The 18,521-nt window shown below is 64.7% G+C and carries 13 protein-coding genes; 10 read left to right on the forward strand and 3 right to left on the reverse strand.

The genetic code is table 11. The features are described from left to right. Window positions 1–3: 3 nt before the first annotated feature. On the reverse strand, window positions 4–666 hold the full coding sequence (locus NKI10_RS08330; protein WP_023700210.1) for a YggS family pyridoxal phosphate-dependent enzyme: 663 nt from the start codon (window positions 664–666) through the stop codon (window positions 4–6). A gap of 147 nt (window positions 667–813) precedes the next feature. Here NKI10_RS08330 and leuS point away from each other — a divergent pair, with 147 nt between their 5' ends. Both leuS and NKI10_RS08340 read left to right on the forward strand, forming a co-directional pair. Then, window positions 814–3,441: a leucine--tRNA ligase gene (leuS, locus tag NKI10_RS08335; RefSeq protein ID WP_023824302.1), complete on the forward strand. Its 2,628-nt coding sequence runs from the start codon at window positions 814–816 to the stop codon at window positions 3,439–3,441. After that, window positions 3,428–4,024 carry an LPS assembly lipoprotein LptE gene (locus tag NKI10_RS08340; protein WP_023815277.1) on the forward strand — a complete coding sequence of 199 codons (597 nt, stop codon included), beginning with the start codon at window positions 3,428–3,430 and terminating at the stop codon, window positions 4,022–4,024. The genes leuS and NKI10_RS08340 overlap by 14 nt, the downstream gene beginning before the upstream one ends. Window positions 4,025–4,107: 83 nt before the next feature. Here NKI10_RS08340 and fsa read toward each other — a convergent pair whose 3' ends face one another. Then, complete coding sequence (gene fsa, locus NKI10_RS08345; RefSeq protein WP_023688874.1) at window positions 4,108–4,764, reverse strand: fructose-6-phosphate aldolase; 657 nt, start codon at window positions 4,762–4,764, stop codon at window positions 4,108–4,110. Between the two features lie 90 nt (window positions 4,765–4,854). Between fsa and NKI10_RS08350 the strand changes: the two genes are divergently transcribed. The 4 genes from NKI10_RS08350 (at window position 4,855) to NKI10_RS08365 (ending at window position 11,192) form a co-directional block, all read left to right on the forward strand. After that, complete coding sequence (locus NKI10_RS08350) at window positions 4,855–7,038, forward strand: primosomal protein N' (protein WP_352859480.1); 2,184 nt, start codon at window positions 4,855–4,857, stop codon at window positions 7,036–7,038. Between the two features lie 225 nt (window positions 7,039–7,263). Then, window positions 7,264–9,522 (forward strand): TonB-dependent receptor, encoded by a 2,259-nt coding sequence (locus NKI10_RS08355; RefSeq protein ID WP_352859482.1) that lies wholly within the window; start codon window positions 7,264–7,266, stop codon window positions 9,520–9,522. A gap of 15 nt (window positions 9,523–9,537) precedes the next feature. Then, window positions 9,538–9,912 (forward strand): hypothetical protein, encoded by a 375-nt coding sequence (locus NKI10_RS08360; protein ID WP_156033769.1) that lies wholly within the window; start codon window positions 9,538–9,540, stop codon window positions 9,910–9,912. Next, window positions 9,909–11,192 carry an MFS transporter gene (locus NKI10_RS08365; RefSeq protein WP_023755519.1) on the forward strand — a complete coding sequence of 428 codons (1,284 nt, stop codon included), beginning with the start codon at window positions 9,909–9,911 and terminating at the stop codon, window positions 11,190–11,192. Before NKI10_RS08360 ends, NKI10_RS08365 begins: the two co-directional genes overlap by 4 nt. Window positions 11,193–11,203: 11 nt before the next feature. Here NKI10_RS08365 and NKI10_RS08370 read toward each other — a convergent pair whose 3' ends face one another. Then, window positions 11,204–12,370, reverse strand: a complete 1,167-nt coding sequence (locus NKI10_RS08370) for an MFS transporter (protein WP_023726130.1) — start codon at window positions 12,368–12,370, stop codon at window positions 11,204–11,206. A 176-nt stretch (window positions 12,371–12,546) separates the two neighbouring features. On the opposite strand from NKI10_RS08370, the gene NKI10_RS08375 reads away from it, so the two are divergent. The 4 genes from NKI10_RS08375 to NKI10_RS08390 are packed head-to-tail and all read left to right on the forward strand — an operon-like array spanning window position 12,547 to window position 18,486. After that, complete coding sequence (locus NKI10_RS08375) at window positions 12,547–14,277, forward strand: IucA/IucC family protein (protein ID WP_352859486.1); 1,731 nt, start codon at window positions 12,547–12,549, stop codon at window positions 14,275–14,277. After that, a complete protein-coding gene (locus tag NKI10_RS08380; RefSeq protein ID WP_023755520.1) occupies window positions 14,274–15,338 on the forward strand; it encodes a GNAT family N-acetyltransferase in 1,065 nt (354 codons plus the stop codon). Before NKI10_RS08375 ends, NKI10_RS08380 begins: the two co-directional genes overlap by 4 nt. After that, window positions 15,335–17,155, forward strand: coding sequence for an IucA/IucC family protein (locus NKI10_RS08385; protein WP_050588432.1), 1,821 nt, complete (start codon window positions 15,335–15,337; stop codon window positions 17,153–17,155). The genes NKI10_RS08380 and NKI10_RS08385 overlap by 4 nt, the downstream gene beginning before the upstream one ends. After that, entirely contained in the window at window positions 17,152–18,486 is a 1,335-nt protein-coding gene (locus tag NKI10_RS08390) for a lysine N(6)-hydroxylase/L-ornithine N(5)-oxygenase family protein (protein ID WP_023726134.1), read from the forward strand. The genes NKI10_RS08385 and NKI10_RS08390 overlap by 4 nt, the downstream gene beginning before the upstream one ends. Window positions 18,487–18,521: the final 35 nt, after the last annotated feature.

An 18,521-nucleotide genomic window follows, 5' to 3' on the forward strand; every position in this document is an offset into this window, starting at 1 on the left:
CGACTACCGGCTCCCAAAAATCGCCGAGCCGACCCGGACGCTGGTGGCGCCGAAGGCGATCGCGGTCTCGTAGTCGCCGGACATGCCCATCGACAGTTTGGCGACGCCGGCCTCCTTGCCGAGCTTTTCCAGCAGGGCGAAATGCGGGCCGGGATTCTCGTCCGCCGGCGGGATGCACATCAGGCCTTCGATGGCGAGGCCGTGGACATCGCGGCAGCGGGCAACGAAGGCAACGGCGTCGCGCGGCTCGATGCCGGCCTTTTGCGGCTCCGAGCCGGTATTGACCTGGACATAGAGTTTTGGTGCACGGCCTTGCCTAGCGATCTCCTTGGCGAGTTCGGCGGCGATCTTCTCGCGGTCGACGGTCTCGATGACGTCGGCGAGCGCGACGGCTTCCTTCGCCTTGTTCGACTGCAGCGGGCCGATCAGATGCAGCTCGATGTCGGGGAATTCAGTTTTCAGCGCCGGCCATTTGCCTTGCGCCTCCTGCACCCGGTTTTCGCCAAAGACGCGCTGGCCGGCCTCGATGACCGGGCGGATGGCGTCGGCCTCAAAAGTCTTCGACACAGCAACCAGCGTCACGGAGCCGGCGTCGCGGCCGGCCTCGCGCTCGGCGGCAGCGATCCTCGTCCTGACGGCGAAAAACTGTTCGACGGCGCTCGCCATGCCTATATCCTGCCTGTCTTTCTAGCCCTCGCCGGCTCACCGCAGTTGACGGGTCCGGCAATCCATGGTGAACACCGCCACGACATTTACCTTGGCCACCGGGCCTTGTCCGGCGGTCTGCGCCTGCTTTTAAGTGAAAATCATCCGATGGCAACCGAACGATACAATCCGCGCGCGTCAGAGCCCAAATGGCAGAAGGCCTGGGCCGAAAAGAAGCTGTTCGAAGCGCAGAACGACGACCCGAAGCCGAAATACTACGTGCTGGAGATGTTCCCCTATCCCTCGGGGAAGATCCATATCGGCCACACCCGCAACTACACGATGGGCGACGTGGTGGCGCGCTACAAGCGGGCCAAGGGTTTCAACGTGCTGCACCCTATGGGCTGGGACGCTTTCGGCATGCCGGCCGAAAATGCGGCGATGCAGAACAAGGTCCATCCCAAGGAATGGACCTACGCCAACATCGCCGCCATGCGCGAACAGCTCAAGATGATGGGCCTGTCGCTGGACTGGACGCGTGAGTTCGCCACCTGCGACGTCGACTATTACCACCGCCAGCAGATGCTGTTTCTCGATTTCGTCGAGAAAGGGCTGGTGACGCGCAAATCCTCCAAGGTCAATTGGGACCCGGAGGACATGACGGTGCTCGCCAACGAGCAGGTCATCGACGGGCGCGGCTGGCGCTCGGGCGCGCTGGTCGAACAGCGTGAGCTGACGCAGTGGTTCTTCAAGATCACCGATTTTGCGCAGGACCTGCTGGACTCGCTGGACGGCCTCGGCGAATGGCCGGAAAAGGTCAAGCTGATGCAGCAGAACTGGATCGGCCGCTCGGAAGGGCTGCTGGTCCGCTGGCCGCTGGCTGCTCCGGTTGGGGACACGCACGAGCTGGAAGTCTACACGACCAGGCCCGACACCATTTTCGGCGCCTCCTTCATGGCTGTCGCCGCCGACCATCCGCTGGCCAGGAAGGCCGCCGAGACCAATGTCGAACTGGCCAAGTTCATTGACGAAATCAGACATATGGGCACCTCGGTGGCCGCGCTTGAGACGGCGGAGAAAAAGGGCTTCGACACCGGCATCCGCGTCGTTCATCCGTTCGACGACTCGTGGACGCTGCCGGTCTATGTCGCCAATTTCGTGCTGATGGAATACGGCACCGGCGCCATATTCGGCTGCCCGTCGGGCGATCAGCGCGACCTCGACTTCGCCAACAAATACGGCCTGCCGGTCATCCCGGTGGTGATGCCCGAAGATGGCGACGCCAAGACCTTCCAGGTCACGGAAGAGGCCTATGTCGACGATGGCGTGATGATCAATTCGCGCTTCCTCGACGGCATGAAGCCGGAGCAGGCGTTCGACGAGGTCGCAAAGCTCCTGGAGCAGAAGACCATCGGCGGCAGGCCGATGGCCGAGCGCAAGGTGAACTTCCGCCTGCGCGACTGGGGCATTTCGCGCCAGCGCTACTGGGGCTGCCCGATCCCGATGATCCATTGCGAGGATTGCGGCGTGGTGCCGGTGCCGAAGGCCGACCTGCCGGTCAAGCTGCCCGACGACATCGAGTTCGACCGTCCCGGCAATCCGCTCGATCGTCACCCGACCTGGCGGCATGTGACGTGCCCGCAATGCGGCAAGGATGCGCGGCGCGAGACAGACACGATGGACACGTTCGTCGATTCGTCCTGGTATTTCGCGCGCTTTACAGCACCCTGGGCCAATGACCCGACGGAGCCGAAGGCTGCCGATGACTGGCTGGCCGTCGACCAGTACATTGGCGGCATCGAGCACGCGATCCTGCATCTGCTCTATTCGCGCTTCTTCACCCGCGCCATGCGCGCGACCGGTCATCTCGACCTGGCCGAGCCGTTCAAGGGTCTGTTCACGCAAGGCATGGTGGTGCATGAAACCTACCGCGTCGGCGGTGCGTCGAACAATGGGCGCTGGCTGTCGCCGGTTGAGGTCAGGGTCGAGGATATCGGCGGCAAGCGCCGTGCCATCGAGATCGCCACCGGCGAAGAGGCGGCGATCGGCTCACTCGAAAAGATGTCGAAGTCGAAGAAGAATACGGTAAGCCCGGAAGACATCACCGACGGCTACGGCGCCGACACCGCACGCTGGTTCATGCTGTCGGATTCGCCGCCCGAGCGCGACGTCGAATGGACGGACGATGGCGCCGCCGGCGCACATCGCTTCATCCAGCGTGTCTGGCGCCTGGTGTCCATTGCCGCCGAGACGCTTGACGGCGCCAAGCCGCAGGCGGCGCCGGAGGGCGAGGCGGGGGCCGTTTCCAAGGCCGCGCACAAGATCCTGAAGGCTATCGGCGAGGATATCGAGAAGCTCGGCTTCAACCGGGCCATCGCCCGCATCTACGAACTGGCCAATGCCTTGACCGCGCCGCTCAACGACGTCGCCGAGGGCAAGGCCGACGCGGCGCTGAAAGGCGCCTGCCGCGAGGCGGTGGAGATCCTTGTGCATGTGGTCGCGCCGGTCATGCCGCATCTGGCTGAAGAGTGCTGGCACACGCTCGGCGGCACCGATCTGGTCGCCGAACGGCCTTGGCCGGTCTACGATCCGGCACTGGTGGTCGACAACGAGATCGTGCTGCCGGTTCAGGTCAACGGCAAGAAGCGCGGCGATTTGACAATTGCCCGCGACGCGGACCAAGGTGCGGTCGAAAAAGCGGTTCTGGCTCTCGACTTCGTGCAGAAAGCGCTGGAAGGTAAGGCGCCCCGCAAGGTGATCATCGTGCCGCAGAGGATCGTCAATGTCGTTGCTTGACTTCAGAAGGATGGGGCCCGATCTGGAAAAGACGACGCGCTTGCTGCGCCGCACCGCGCTCTGCGGGCTGGTGGCCTCGATGACGCTGATTTCGGCCTGCACGGTCAGGCCGCTCTATTCGAGCGCGCCGCTGACGGCAGGCTCGACTGTCAGCGCGTCGGCGGAGCTCGCCTCGATCGCGGTCAAGCCGGTCAAGACCCGCTATGCCCAGCAGGTCCGCAACAATCTGATCTTCGCCTTCGGCCAGGGTGCCGGCGAAACGACGGCACCGGTCTACATGCTCGATCTCGGTGTCACCGAACTGGTCGAATCGGCCGCGGTGGTGCAGATCCAGACCGACGAAGACGAACCGACGGCAGGCACGGTGACGCTGACCGCAAACTATGTGCTGACCGATGCCAGGACCGGCGTGGTGATCGCCACCGGCAAGCGGTCGATCCCATCATCCTTCGACAAGCCGACGCAGGAGTTCGCTTCCTACCGGGCGCAGCTCGACGCTGAGAACCGCGCCGCGCGTGAACTGGCTGAAATGGTGAGCCTGTCCGTCGCCCAGGACTTGGTCAGGCACGGCAAGAAAGCCTGAGCGTTTCCTAGCCTTGCCAACTCGACTTTAGCAGTCCGCAATAAAAAGGCCGGTTTCCCGGCCTTTTTGTATCGAACCCGATCTCAGCCGATCTTCTGGCCGGTCTTGGCCCAGTCGGCAGCGAACTGATCCAGGCCCTTGTCGGTCAACGGGTGCTTGACCAGCGCCTTCAGCGTCGCGGCCGGCGCGGTAACGACATCGGCGCCGATCAGGGCTGCCTGCTTGACGTGGTTCACGGTGCGAACCGAAGCGACGAGGATCTCGGTGTCGAAATCGTAATTGTCGTAGATCTGCCGGATCTCCTGGATCAGTTCCATGCCGTCCGCGCCGGTATCGTCGACGCGGCCGACGAAGGGCGAGATGAACGAGGCGCCGGCCTTGGCCGCCAGCAGCGCCTGGTTGGCCGAGAAGCACAGCGTTACATTGACCATGCGGTTCATCTCGGTGCGGATCGTCTTGCAGGCGCGCAGGCCGTCGAGCGTCAGCGGCACCTTGATGCAGACATTGTCGGCGATCTTGGCCAGGATGTTGGCCTCGGCCATCATGTCCTTGTATTCGACCGCAACAACCTCGGCCGAAACCGGGCCCTTGACGATGTCGCAGATTTGCTTGGTGACCTCGGCGATCTTGCCGCCGGATTTCAGGATCAGCGAGGGATTGGTGGTCACGCCGTCGAGCAGCCCCAGGTCGTTCAGTTCCTTGATGTCCTTGATGTCAGCGGTGTCGACAAAAAATTTCATGGGGGTCTCCTGAAAGATTTCCATGTGCATACCATGCACATTCGGGGTTGCCCTTTGATCTAGACCAAAGTCGGGGCAAGGTCACGCCCGATGATCGAAGATTCGCCCTTTGTCGCAGCCGCGCCGGTGCTGGTGCCGATGCCCGCCGAACGGCCCTACACCTACGCTGTGCCCGCCGGCGTGCGCGTGGTGCCGGGCTCGATCGTGCGCGTGCCGCTCGGTCCGCGCCAGGTTGCCGGCATCGTCTGGGATGGTGCGGTCGAGAATATCGACGCCAAAAAGCTGCGCCCGATCGAACAGGTCTTCGACTGCCCGCCGATCGACCGCGGCATGCGCCGCTTTGTCGACTGGCTGGCGCAGTACACGCTGTCGCCGCCCGGCATGGTGGCGCGCATGCTGTTGCGTGCGCCGGAGGCGTTCGATCCCGAACTATGGATCGAGGGCCTGCAGCGGACCCTCGTCACGCCCGACCGGATGACGGATGCCAGGACGCGCGTGCTGGAGACGGCGGAAGGGGGGCTTGCCTGGACGCGATCCGGCCTGGCGCACGCGGCGGGCGTGTCGTCGACGGTGGTCGAGGGGCTCAAGGCGCAAGGCGTGTTCGAGACGGTGATGATCCCGCCTCGACCGGTGGTCGCCGCGCCCGATCCCTCCTACGCCATGCCGGAGCTGATGCCGGACCAGGCAGACGCGGCCGCCATGCTGCGCGCCAATGTCGCGGCCGCTGCTTTCAACGTCACGCTGCTCGACGGCGTCACCGGCTCGGGCAAGACGGAAGTTTATTTCGAGGCGGTGGCGGCAGCCCTCGACCGGGGCAAGCAGGTGTTGATCCTTTTGCCGGAGATCGCGCTGACGCATGCCTTCCTCGAACGCTTTCAGCAGCGCTTCGGCGCCAAGCCGGCGGAATGGCATTCCGACCTGCCGCCCCGAATGCGCGAAAAGGTCTGGCGACAGGTGGCGGAAGGCGGCGTGCGCGTCGTCGCCGGCGCACGCTCGGCGCTGTTCCTGCCGTTCCGCGAGCTCGGGCTGATCGTCGTCGACGAGGAACACGACCCCGCCTACAAGCAGGAGGACCGTGTCTTCTACAATGCCCGCGACATGGCGGTGGTGCGCGGCCATATCAGCGGCTTCCCGGTGGTGCTGGCGTCGGCGACGCCGTCGGTCGAAAGCCGGGTCAATGCGAGCCAAGGTAAATACGATAGAGCGGTTCTCTCTGCCCGCTTCGCGGAGGCGGCGCTTCCGCATCTCAAATCGATCGACATGCGCCGCGCGCCGCCGGCGCGCGGGGGGTTTCTGTCGCCGCTGCTGATCGGTGAGATGCAACGTACGCTGGAGAAGAAGGAACAGTCGCTGCTGTTCCTCAACCGGCGCGGCTACGCGCCGCTGACGCTGTGCCGTGTCTGCGGCCACCGCTTCGGCTGCCCGGTTTGTTCGGCCTGGCTGGTCGAGCACCGCTTTCGCGGCCAACTCGTCTGCCATCATTGCGGGCACAATGAGAAGCGGCCGGAGGCTTGTCCGGAATGCGGCACGCTCGACCATCTGGTCGCCTGCGGGCCTGGCGTCGAGCGGATAGCTGAAGAAGTCGTGGCGCATTTCCCCGACGCGCGCACGATCGTCCTGTCGTCCGATTTGATGGGTGGAGTGCGCCGGCTGCGTCTGGAGCTCGAGGCCATTGCCAATGGCGAGGCCGACATCGTCATCGGCACGCAGCTGGTCGCCAAGGGCCATAACTTTCCCAACATGACGCTGGTCGGTGTCGTCGATGCCGATCTCGGCCTCGCCAATGGCGATCCGCGCGCCGCCGAACGGACCTTCCAATTGCTCAGCCAGGTGACTGGACGCGCCGGCCGCACCGGCAAGAAGAGCCTCGGCCTGCTGCAGACTTTCCAGCCGGACCATCCGGTGATGCGGGCGATCGTCTCGGGCGATGCCGAGGCCTTTTACGAACGCGAGATCACTGAGCGCGAACGGGCAGCCCTGCCGCCCTTCGGCAGGCTTGCCGGCGTCATCGTCAGTGCGGTGACGCGGGCCGAGGCCGAAGGCCACGCGCGCGGCCTGCGCCGTGCAGCACCCCAGGCCAGCGACCTGTTCGTGCTCGGCCCGGCCGAGGCGCCGCTGTCGCTGCTTGGTGGGCGCCATCGTTTCCGCTTGCTGATCCAGGGTGAAAAGCGCGCCGACATCCAAGGCTTCATCCGCACCATGCTGGCCGAAGGGCCGAAGCAGCGCGGCTCGGTTCGCGTGCAGGTCGACATCGATCCGCAGAGCTTCTTGTAAGCACAAAGGCTGACGACGCCGCCGGCTGCCCTATGCCGTTTTGTCAAGAAAGCTCAACATCTTAGCGCCCGCTAAAATACGTTCTGCTCATATGCACAGCCCCCGTCCGTTGCGGAACAATCCTGATCAAAGAACTCATAAAATAAATGTTGACTCATTTTGTCATGAATTATAACTGGGCCTTTCCGCTCTGGCACTGGGGACCAGGGCATGGATGGGGGCAGCATGCGCAGATTTTACAGTTCACTTCTTTGGTCATCGGCTTTGGGTTGGTCGATCCTGGCAGGCGCGGCATTTGCCGAGGAAGCCGCCCCGACAGGCAAGCAGGAAGCCACGGTGCTCGACCAGATCCTGGTCACCGGCCGCAATGAAAGGTCCATTTCCAGCGTTGCCCAGTCTGTCCAGGTCGTGGAACGGCAACAGGTCGAGGAAGCCGCGCAGGAAAATATCGACGCCGCGACCCTGATCAGCCGCATCGTCCCCGGCTACGCGCCACGCAACCAGACCATTTCCGGCGCTTCGGAAACCTTCCGCGGGCGCAGCGTTCTCATCATGGTCGACGGTGTGCCGCGCAACACACCGCTGCGGGACGTCTCACGCATCCTGTCGATGATCGACCTGAATTCGGTCGAGCGCATCGAAGTCATCAATGGCGCGTCCAGCCTTTATGGCGCCGGCGCCACCGGCGGCACGATCAACTTCATCACCAAGCGCGGCGACAGCGACAAGCCGAAGGTGACGGTGCGCACCGGCGTCGCCGCCTTCACCGAAAACCCCGGCAAGTCGGCCGGCCCAAGCACCAGTGTCTCGGTCGAGGGCAAGAAAGGCGATTTCGACTATTTCTTCTCGGCGTCCGGTGATCTGTCGCGCCGCACCTATGACGGCCACGGCAACGAGGTGGCTTCGGACGCCATGCTTGGGCAAGGCGGCGGCGACCGCACCGGCACGGGCAATCTCTTCGGCGTGGCCGGCTACCAGTTCGATTCCAGGCGCTTCGAGGCCAGCGTCGACTGGACCTATGCCAACCAGAAGCCGGACTGGTTCACCGATTACACGACCAATCCCGTCTCCCCGGATTTCGGCGATCCCTATGAAGGCAAGCCGCTGAAGGAAGATTCGAAATATCTGACCGCCAAATACACCGACAGCGACTTCGCGCTCGGAAACCTCGAGGTCAAGGCGTTCTACAACGACATCTTCAAGCAGTCGCCCTTTACCAAATTCTCGGCCGTCAACAGCCAGGTGTATTTACCGACGAACCCGACGCGGCCGGTGATCCTGCCGCCGGGTACCGACCCGACCGCCGACTTCAACCAGACGGCGCTGCAATCGCGGCGCAGCGGCGTCAACCTGACCGTCAACACGCCGATGAACTTTATCACTCAGGGCAGCACGCTGACCTGGGGCGCCGACTACGTCTTCGATGCCACCGATCAGCAGCTGACCAACGGTCAGGACGCCATCTCGCCCACGACCCAGAACTCGGTTGCCTTGTTTGCGCAAGGCGAAATTCCGGTGACGGATCGCTTTCGCATCAGCGGCGGCGCGCGCTACGACCAGTTTTATCTCAATGTTGAAGACTTCACCCGGCCTGCCGCTGCCGTTCTGCTCGGCCGCAACATTATCGGCCTGCCGGCGATCCGGGTGACCGGCGGCTCGTTCGACTACGACGCCGTCACCTTCAACGCCGGCGCCGTCTACGATCTCACCGAAAGGATGCAGCTTTTCGGCAATTTCTCGCAAGGCTACAGCCTGACCGACATTGGCGGCTTCACCCGCCGGGCCGGGTTGAACTCCAACGCCGAAACCTGCGACGCCTATGGCACCGCCATCCGGCCGCTGCTGCCGTGCACCAACGCGCCGGATTATGCGATCAGCTATGCCGATATCGCGCCTGAACCCCAGCTGGTGAACACCTGGGAAGCCGGTCTGCGCGGCGATTGGGGCGACTATCGCGGCGGCGTCAGCACCTATCTGTCGACCTCGGACAACGGCGTCAGCTACGACATCGTCAACAACCGGGTATCGCAGCAGAAGGAACGTATCTGGGGCGTCGAAGCCAATCTCGAGGCAGACCTCAGCGGCATGTTCACGCTGGGCGGATCGGTCGGCTATGTCGAAGGCAAATACGACGCGGATCACGACGGCCACATCGAAGCGAACGAGTATCTGCCGAACAACCGTGTCCCCTCGACCTACAAGGGCCTGGTCTATCTCACCACCCGTTTCGAGAACGAGCTGACCCTGCGCAGCGAGTTGGAGCTGTTTTCCGGACGCGACCGCATCGCCACCCAGGAACTGGACGGTGCAGCACTGGTCAATCTCGCCGTCTCGAAGACGTTCGGCAATGAAAGCGTGCTGAACCTTGCCGTGCGCAATGTGTTCGACACCTACTACATCAACCCTTCCGCATCGGCGACCCGCGGCGCCGACGTTCCGGGTCTGGGACGTTCGGTCGCTCTGTCCTACCAGATCACATTCTGAGGGGCGGCGGTGGCGGTGTCTCTCCAACGAAACGGTGCATTAGTCTCGCTGCTGGCAGAAGCGCCAGCCGATCCGGCGGATGGCGCGCGCTATATCGAGGCGCTCGGCCGCCTTTCGCAGGAACGGGAGCCGTTCGTGCTCCTGGTTGATATCCGCATCGAGATCGCGCTGAGCGACGCCCGGCGCAAGGCGCAAAACCTCTGGTACAAGGCGGAACGCGAGCAGCTCGAAAAAGCCTGCCGCGCCTGTGCGCTGGTGCGCCCCGCCGCCGACGAGAACATGCAGCGCGTCTGGCAAAGCCTGTTCGGCTTTCCAGTGCTCGTCACCCGCAGCCGGGCGGAGGCCGGCGCCTTCCTGAACGGTTACGCACCGAAGGACTATGTCAAATGAGCGCCGACGCAGACCGGCCGGCGCCCGCCGGGCTTCCGCGCCTGCGGCTTTTCGTCGTTCTCGCCTGCCTTTATCTGGCGCAGGCCATCCCGAGCTATCTGTTTGCCGCGGCGATCCCGCCGATCCTGCGCGAGCAGGGCGTGTCGCGCACCGCCATTGGCTTGATCGCGCTGCTGATGCTGCCGCTGGTGCTGAAATTCCTATGGGCGCCGCTGGTCGACCGCTTTCGGCCAATGGCCCGCGCCCATCGCGCCGGCTGGGTCATCATCACCCAGATCGGCGTCATCGCCGGCATCGCCGCCATGCTTTGGATCGAGCCGACCGATGTCGCCGGTATCTTTGCCGTCGGCCTTGTCGTGAGCCTGTTGATGTCGACCCAGGACATCGCCACCGACGGCTACGCGGCCAAATATCTCGACCCGAAGGACAGGCCGATCGGCAATGCGATCCAGGGCGGCGCCGTCGCGCTCGGCGTCGTTCTCGGCGGCACGCTCGGCCTGTTGGCTTATCATCATGCCGGCTGGCAAACCATGGTGGCCATGGTGGCCGCGCTGTCCATCATCCCGCTGGTCGCCGCCTTCGCCATGCGCGAGACCGATCCCGTCGCCAGCGCGCCGCAGGCGGCCATCGACCGCCCCTCGATCCTGCGCTTTCTGCGCCGGCCGGAGGCACGCCAGATCCTGTGGATCGCGCTCATCTACCGCGCCAGCGAGGGGCTGGTGAAGTCGATGGAAGGCTCCTATCTCGTCGATGCCGGCGTGCCGCTCGATATCATCGGTTATCTCTCGGGCGGTGCCGCGCTCACCGTCGGGCTCGGCGGCTCGGCGCTGGCGGCGTGGCTGCTGCACAACAGGGGCGCCGCCTCGGTGCTCGGCCTGCTCGGCGCGCTGCGAACCATCTGCTTCCTGATCTTCGCGCTGCACGCTTTCGGCGCTATCGCCGGCTTCTGGCCGATCTTCGGCGCCTCGTTCCTGCAGACGCTGGTGCGCTACATGGAGATCGTGGCGCTCTACAGCCTGTTCATGTCCGTCACGTCGTCGGACCAACCCGGCACCGATTTCACCATCCTGTCCTGCGCCCAGCTCATCGTCTACCTCGTCGGCTCCATGCTTGCCGGCCGCCTTGCCGACATGCTCGGCTACTCCGCGTTGTTCACCCTGGCGACAGTGCTGTCGGGCATCGCCGTGGTGGCGACCTATCGCATGCTGAATGCCCATTTCGCCGATGCCGCAAAGACCCAGCCAGGAACGCCGATGCCGCTGCCGGAGGTCGCCGAATGAGCGCGGGTTCGCTAGTGCTTATGAATCATGGCTGCAAGACCGGCGGCGGCCAGAGCCAGCGCGGCGCAGCCGGCCAGCGGCGCAAAGGGCCAGAGCGTGAAGGCGAAGCCGCCGGCCAATGCGCCGATGCTCTGGCCGAGCACATGGGTGCTGGTGAGCCAGCCGGCCGCCGCGCCCTGCTCGCCGGGCTCCAGGCGCTTCATCAGCCAGGCGGTGTAGCCGGGTGTAGCCAGCGCAATGCCGGCCGCTGCCACCACCAGAGACGCTGCCGAGGCAACATGGCTGGCCGTGACGGCCAGCGCCGTCATGCCGACGCAAACCATGAGACAGCCGACGATGACGCTGTTGCGCTCCGCCAGCCGCAGGCGCGCCATGAGCAGTCCCTGGACCAGAACCATGACGACGGCGACCAGCATCAGGGCCAGGCCGGTCAACGTCGTGGCCTGCGTCGCACCAAGGCCAAAACGCTGCTGGGTCATCGGGCCGAGCATCATCTGCACCTGTCCGAAGCCGAGCGTCAGGCACAAGCCCATCGCCAGGCAAGGCAGAGCGCGGCGATCGAAGGGCGATATTCCTCGGCCGACGTCGGCCGCCCTGCCGTCGGTCCGTCCGCCGGCTTCCCCTTTGCCCCGCGCGAGCCACAGCAACAGCGGGCTGAACAGGAACAGGATGGGCGGCAGCAGCGGCGACAGGACGGCAGCCGTTGCCGCCAGCGCGCCGGCCAGCCGCCCCATGCTGACGCCGGCGCCAAGCAGTCCCAGCGCGGCCTGTCGCCTGTCATCGGCAACCGAGCGGCTGGCCCAGACCTGCGCCGTCGGCATGACGCCGGACGCGGCAAAACCGTACACGGTTCGCGAAAGCATCAGCAAAGCGATGCCCAGCGCGGCTCCCGTGCCGGCTATCAGCAGAATGGCGAACACCGCCTGGCCGGCCAGCATGGCGAGGCCGAGCAAGCGCAGCAGCCTGGCATGGCCAAGCCGCTCGCCCATGCGACCCCACAGCGGCGAGCCGACCAGAAAGGCCGCCGCGCCGACAGCAGTTGCCGCGCCGATGGCAAACGTGTCGAGCCTCAGCCGCTCCATCACCAGGGGAACGAGCGATACGAAGGCCGACTGGCCGAAGCCGATTGCCGAGACCGCGGTTGCCAGGCGGCGCAGAAGCGAAGATCGATTTTTCATACGGGTCGTCACAAGACCAAGCTTATTTCTTGTTCAGAATAGATAATCAACAGAAATGTTCAAAGACGACAACGTATAAATGCAATGCATGCAGTTATTGGGATTTATGGGGGATGCACATGGAACAAGTAAAACCAGAATCTTTCTCTGCATTAAGCCCGTTACTCAATGCGTTGTTGCGGGAATGGGATAGCTGGGAATTCGTCGACGCCAGGCAAACCGGGCTGTTTCGGCCGCAGGCAGCCGTGCTGCGTCTGAATTTCCCTGCCTCGCGCGCGGCGGTGCTCGTCGAGGCGCGGCATCGCTCGAAGGTTGGTTACCACGATTTAGCGATGCCGCTCTGGCGCCTCGATATTAGTAACGAGGGGGCCGATGGCGAAGCGACCGAGATCGACCTTTTCAGCCTTTTGGCGCTGATCCTGGCGGATCCCGACATTGCCGGCCGGGCGACAGCGAAAAGCCGACTGACCTTCCTGCGCCGCAGCCTGGCCAGCATCGCCGCAATCGCTGACGCGACTGCGGCGCGTGGATCGTCGCGGCCCTTCTCCGAAGGCGATCCTGATTTCATCGATGCCGAAAGCGCCCTGCGCTTCGGCCATGCCGTGCATCCGGCGCCGATGAGTCGCGAAGAGTTCACGCACACGGATTCCGCGCGCTTCGGGCATGAATACTGCAATGCGTTCAAACTGCGCTGGTGGGCCGTCGACCCGACCATCCTCACTGGAGGCAGCGTCGAGCCGCTAGATGTCACCGAGATGGTCCGCGGGCTTGCCGCCAGCGATCCGCAGCTGCTTGCTCGGGCTGGCAAGCAACAGGGCAAGGTTCTCGTTCCGATGCATCCGTGGCAGGCCGTACGGCTCATGCTGGAAGACCGCGTCGAGCGCCTGTTTCGCGCCGGTCGTATCGTCGATGTTGGGCTCGGCGGACCAGCGTGGCGGGCCACGACCTCGCTGCGCACGGTTCATTCGTCTGAAGCCGAGTGGATGCTGAAATTCTCGCTCAGCCTGCGCCTGACCAATTCCAGGCGCATCGTCGAGGAGCATGAGTGCCGGCGCGGCCTTTCGGTGCACCGGCTGGTCAAGGGCAAGCTCGGCTATGCCTTGCAGCGGCGCTGCCCGACCATGACGGTGCTGGGTGAGCCCGCCTGGTTCGGCCTGCGTGACGAAGACGGCCGGCTGATGACGGATACCATCGTCTCGTTTCGCGAAAATCCGTTTCGCGGCACGGGCAATCCGCCGGCTGCCGTTCTCGGCGCGCTTTGCGAGCGCCATCCCGGCCGTACCGAAAGCCATCTGTCCGACCTGGTCCACCGTATCGCCCGCGACGAGAAGCGACCTGTCGAGGAAACGGCGCGTTTGTGGTTCGAGCGTTTCCTTCATGCCGCCATCGAGCCGTTTATCGTTGCCTTCTCGGAATTCGGCCTGCTGTTCGGCGCCCATCAGCAAAACCTCGTCGTCGGCCTCGCCGGCGGCTGGCCGAATGCGCTCTATTTTCGCGACTGCCAGGGCACCGGTTATGTCGAGGAATTCCTGCCCAGGCTGCGCGAATTCGCGCCCGAGGCTGGTCAGGCGGGCGATCATGTCTTCCCAGCGGAAGCGGCCGCGAAGCTGTTCGGCTACTATCTGGTCGTCAATGGCGCTTTCGCCGCCGTCGCAGCCCTTGCCGCCGCTGGCCTCACCAACGAAGACGATCTGCTGGCGATATTCCGCCGCTCGCTCGAGCGGCTGGCCGCCACGCCGATGGCTGACCGGTCCTGCGTCGACTATTTGCTCAACGCGCCGACGCTCGCCGCCAAGGGCAATTTCCTGATCGCGCTGCGCGACATCAATGAGAACACCGAGGTGACCGATCCGCTGGCCGGTTACGTCGAGCTTCCCAACCCCCTGCATGTGAGAGAATACGCATGAACATCGAGGCTGCGAAAAACTGGTCACCCGCCACCGTCGCCGGCAACGAAGGATGGCAGCATCTGGCCTCGGCCGCGGAGCCGCTCGCCATTTGTGCCGGCGATGGCCATGTCAGCCTGGTCAACGCTGAGGGAACAGCGGTGGGACAGGCCCGCATCTCCATCGCGGATGGCCGCCTGCTCATCGACGATGTCGCGTTCATTGGCGGCCGCCTCGACCAACCGCAAATCCTGGCAGGTCTCGTCGACGCCGCGCTGCGCCTGCATCCTTCCTTCGACTGCGCCTTCCTGCCGGCGGCCAAGACGCTGTGGCCGGTTTCGGCGCTGGCCACCGAGACGGCCGCAGGCGAACCGGAGCGCGCCGTCATTCATCGCTCGGTCCTGCGCCAGCTGCCGCTGCTGTGGCGCAGCCAGGCCTCGCATGTCACCTATCCGGCATTGACGACCGCTATCGGCCCGGAAGACCGGCTGCCGCCATTGCGCCAACCGCGCCCCTGCGGCCCGATGTACGAACGCTGGATTCCGGAAATCGGCCTCACCGTGTCGCTGCGGCCGATCGACCGCCGGACCGATCTCGACCTCTTCCATCGCTGGATGAACGATGGCCGCGTCGCCTTCTTCTGGGAACTTGCCCAGAGCCATGAGGATCTCGACAAATATCTCGCCGAGCAGGAAAGCGATCCGCATATTTTCGGCGTCATCGCCAGCTTCGACGGCGAGCCGACCGGCTATTTCGAGTTCTACTGGGCCAAGGAGGACCGGCTCGGGCCCTATTATGAGCCGCACGACTGGGACCGCGGCTGGCATGGGCTGATCGGCAATATGCGCCATCTCGGCCGGCCGAAGACGCTGTCACTGTTCCGCTCCGTCACCCACTATCTGTTCCTCGACGAGCCGCGCACGCAGCGCGTCGTCGGCGAGCCACGCGCCGCGCACCAGAAGATGCTGAGCTATTGCGCCGGCGCCGCCTACGACAAAGTCAAGGAGTTCGACTTCCCGCACAAGCGCGCGGCGCTGGTCTGCTGCGAACGCGAGCGCTTCTTCCGCGAGGTGCCGCTGTGACGGTGCAGCAACCGATTGCCAAAGCGGGGGAGGCGACACGCTGGGCCGCGATCAACCGCGACGCCGTCGCCAAGGCCATTTCCGAACTGACCTTCGAGGAGTGCCTGTCGCCGCGCGAGCTTTCGCCCGGCCGATGGGAGCTGACGCCCGGCCCCGGCGTGACCTATCGCTTTGCCGCGACGCGGCGCCTGTGGGGCCAGATCGCCGTCCGTCCGGAGACGCTGACTCGCGACGCCGGCATCGAGCTGCCGGTCGACGATGCGGTCGCCTTCTTCGCCGACGCGCGCGAGACGCTCGGCATGTCGCCGGCAACATTCTGCACCTATGCGAAGGAGCTTTACAACACGCTGATGGCCGACATGCGGATCGCCAAGGCACGCGGCAATCGACCGGCCGCCGATCTAGCCGCGCTGCCGGATACCGAGTTGCAGGCATTGCTCGACGGCCATCCGAAGGCCCCTGCCAACAAGGGACGGCTTGGCTGGGGACGGGACGACTTCGAGCGCTACGCGCCAGAATCGGCCACCGCATTCCAGCTCTTCTGGCTTGCCGCCGCCAGCGATCGCTGCCTGCTGGCGCTTGACTGCGGGCTCGACGAAGAGGCGCTGCTGCAGGCCGCACTCGGCGACTACGAGCGCGCAAGGCTCGAAGCGGCTTTCAGCGCCGCCGGGATCTCGCGATCGACGCATAGGCTGCTGCCGGTCCACCCCTGGCAGTGGCAGGCGATGATCGCCTCGCAATATGGTAGCGAGATCGCCGCCGGCCGGCTGGTGCCGCTTGGCCAGTTCGGCGATCCGTTCCTGCCCTTGCAGTCGCTGCGCACGCTTGCCAATGTGGCACGGCCCGAGGCGCTGCACGTCAAGCTGCCGCTGACCGTCCTCAACACCTCAGCGTGGCGCGGCGTGCCGGGCAAATACATGGCGATCGGCGCCGATCTGTCGCGCTGGCTGGCCACGGTGGCGGCCGCGGACCCGGTGCTCAAGGACGTCAAGGTGCTGAGGGAAGTCGCCGGCGCCTTCTATCCGCACCCGCACTACACCGGCGTTGAAGGCGCGCCCTACCAATTTTGCGAGATGCTGGGCGCCATCTGGCGCGAAAGCCCCGAAAAGGATCTGCCGGCGGGCCAGCGGCCGATGATGATGGGCGCCCTGCCGCAGCGCGACGCGCATGGCAGGCCGATCGCCAGCGCCCTGATCGAGCAATCCGGCCTTGGTCCGGAGGCATGGCTCGATCGCCTGTTCTCCACGGCCTTCGTGCCGCTCTACCACTTCATGTGTCGTTACGGCGTCGGCTTCATCGCCCATGGCCAGAACGTCACCATCATCCTCGATGGCGCGACGCCCGTCGGCGTGGCGGTCAAGGACTTTCAGGGCGACCTCGATCTCGTCGACCAGCCGTTTCCCGAACTGGCCGACCTCGACGGAAAAATCCTGTCGACGCTGAAGCGCCGGCCGCCGGCGCATCTTCTCCAGCATTTGCAGACCGGCCACATCGTCAGCGTCCTGCGCTTCCTGTCCGAGGCGCTGGCCGCCTGGGACCGCTTCGACGAGAGGATTTTCTATGCCATCCTCGCCGGCGCCATCCGGCGCTACCAGGCGCAGAACCCTGAACTGGCGGAACGGTTCGCGCTTTTCGATCTGTTTGCGCCCAAGATTCCGCGCATCGCCATCAACAAGGTGCGGTTCGCGATCGGGTACGGCGACAGCGGCGAACGCCCTCTGCCTGACCTCGGCACACCGCTCGACAATCCGCTTAACCCCGAGTCAGCCCGGCGATCTCCCATCAGCCCAGCCAGCTCCACAAGGAGTTCGCCATGACCCATACGCTTGACCTCGCCGGCATCGGCATCGGGCCGTTCAACCTCAGCCTCGCCGCCCATCTCGATGCGGTGGACGGCGTCGACGCGCGCTTCTTCGACAGGGCGACGCGGCTCGAATGGCACCCGGGCATGATGCTGCCGGGCGTCGAACTGCAGACATCCTTCCTCAAGGATCTCGTCACCGCGACGCATCCGACCAGCCCATGGTCGTTCATGTCCTATCTGGTCGCGCAGAAGCGGTTCTATGAATTCCTCAACGCGGATTTCTCAGCCATCCCGCGGCCGGAATTCGCCCGCTATCTCGGATGGGTCGGCGAGAACTTGTCTTCGCTGCGCTTCGCCAGCGCCGTCGACCGGATCGACTTCGACGGAACGAATTTCAGGCTGCGTATCGGCCGCGAGCAGGTGAACGCGCGCAATCTCGCCATTGCCGTCGGGCTGGTGCCCAACATCCCCGCCTGGGCGCGGGCGGCGGCCTCCGATCAATGCTTCCACAACGCCCAGGCCGCCAACCGCCTCGATCGCCTGAGCGGACAGCGTGTCGCCGTGATCGGCGGTGGCCAGAGCGGCGCCGAAGTGCTTCTGCATCTGATCTCCTCCGACCGCTTCGCCGGCCGCGAAATCGAGTGGATCTCGATGCGGCCGAATTTCCTGCCACTGGACGACTCGCCTTTCACCGACGAACTCTTCACGCCGGGCTATGTCGAAAGCTTCCATCGGCTGCCGCAAGGGCGGCGTGAGACGATCCTGGAACAGCAACTGCTTGCCGGTGACGGCGCATCGACGAGCACACTGAAGGCGATCTATCGCCAGCTTTACACGCTGCGGCACCTCTCGGAGGAAACGACGGCGGTCAACATGACGCCGCACCGCGAAGTGCTGAACGTGACGCGGGAAGGCAGCGAATACCGGCTGATCATGCGCAACGGCTTCGACGGCGCCATCGAGACGCGCACCGTCGATGCGGTGGTTCTGGCCACCGGCTATGCCTTTGCCATTCCTGATTGCATGGCGCCGCTCATGAACAGGATCGCGCTGGACGAGCGCGGTCATTACAGGCTCAACGCCAGCTTCGAGGTCGAATGGGACGGGCCCGACGACCGCCGGATCTACGCGCTCAATGCCGGCCGGCTCAGCCATGGCATAGCCGAGCCGCAGCTCAGCCTGATGGCTTGGCGCAGCGCCAAGATCGTCAATTCGCTGCTCGGGCGGGCACAGTTCGATCTCGATCTGCCCGATCCGCCGGTTGCCTGGAGTTCAAGGCACACGACACAAAGCCTGCATCATCTCGGCGCCAATGCGAGGATGACCGAATCGGGCGCGCGGTGATGTTTGTGGAGGCGGGCCGAAGAGCGTGGTACGGC

This window comes from Mesorhizobium sp. M0802 (genome assembly GCF_040320115.1).
Lineage (GTDB): Bacteria > Pseudomonadota > Alphaproteobacteria > Rhizobiales > Rhizobiaceae > Mesorhizobium.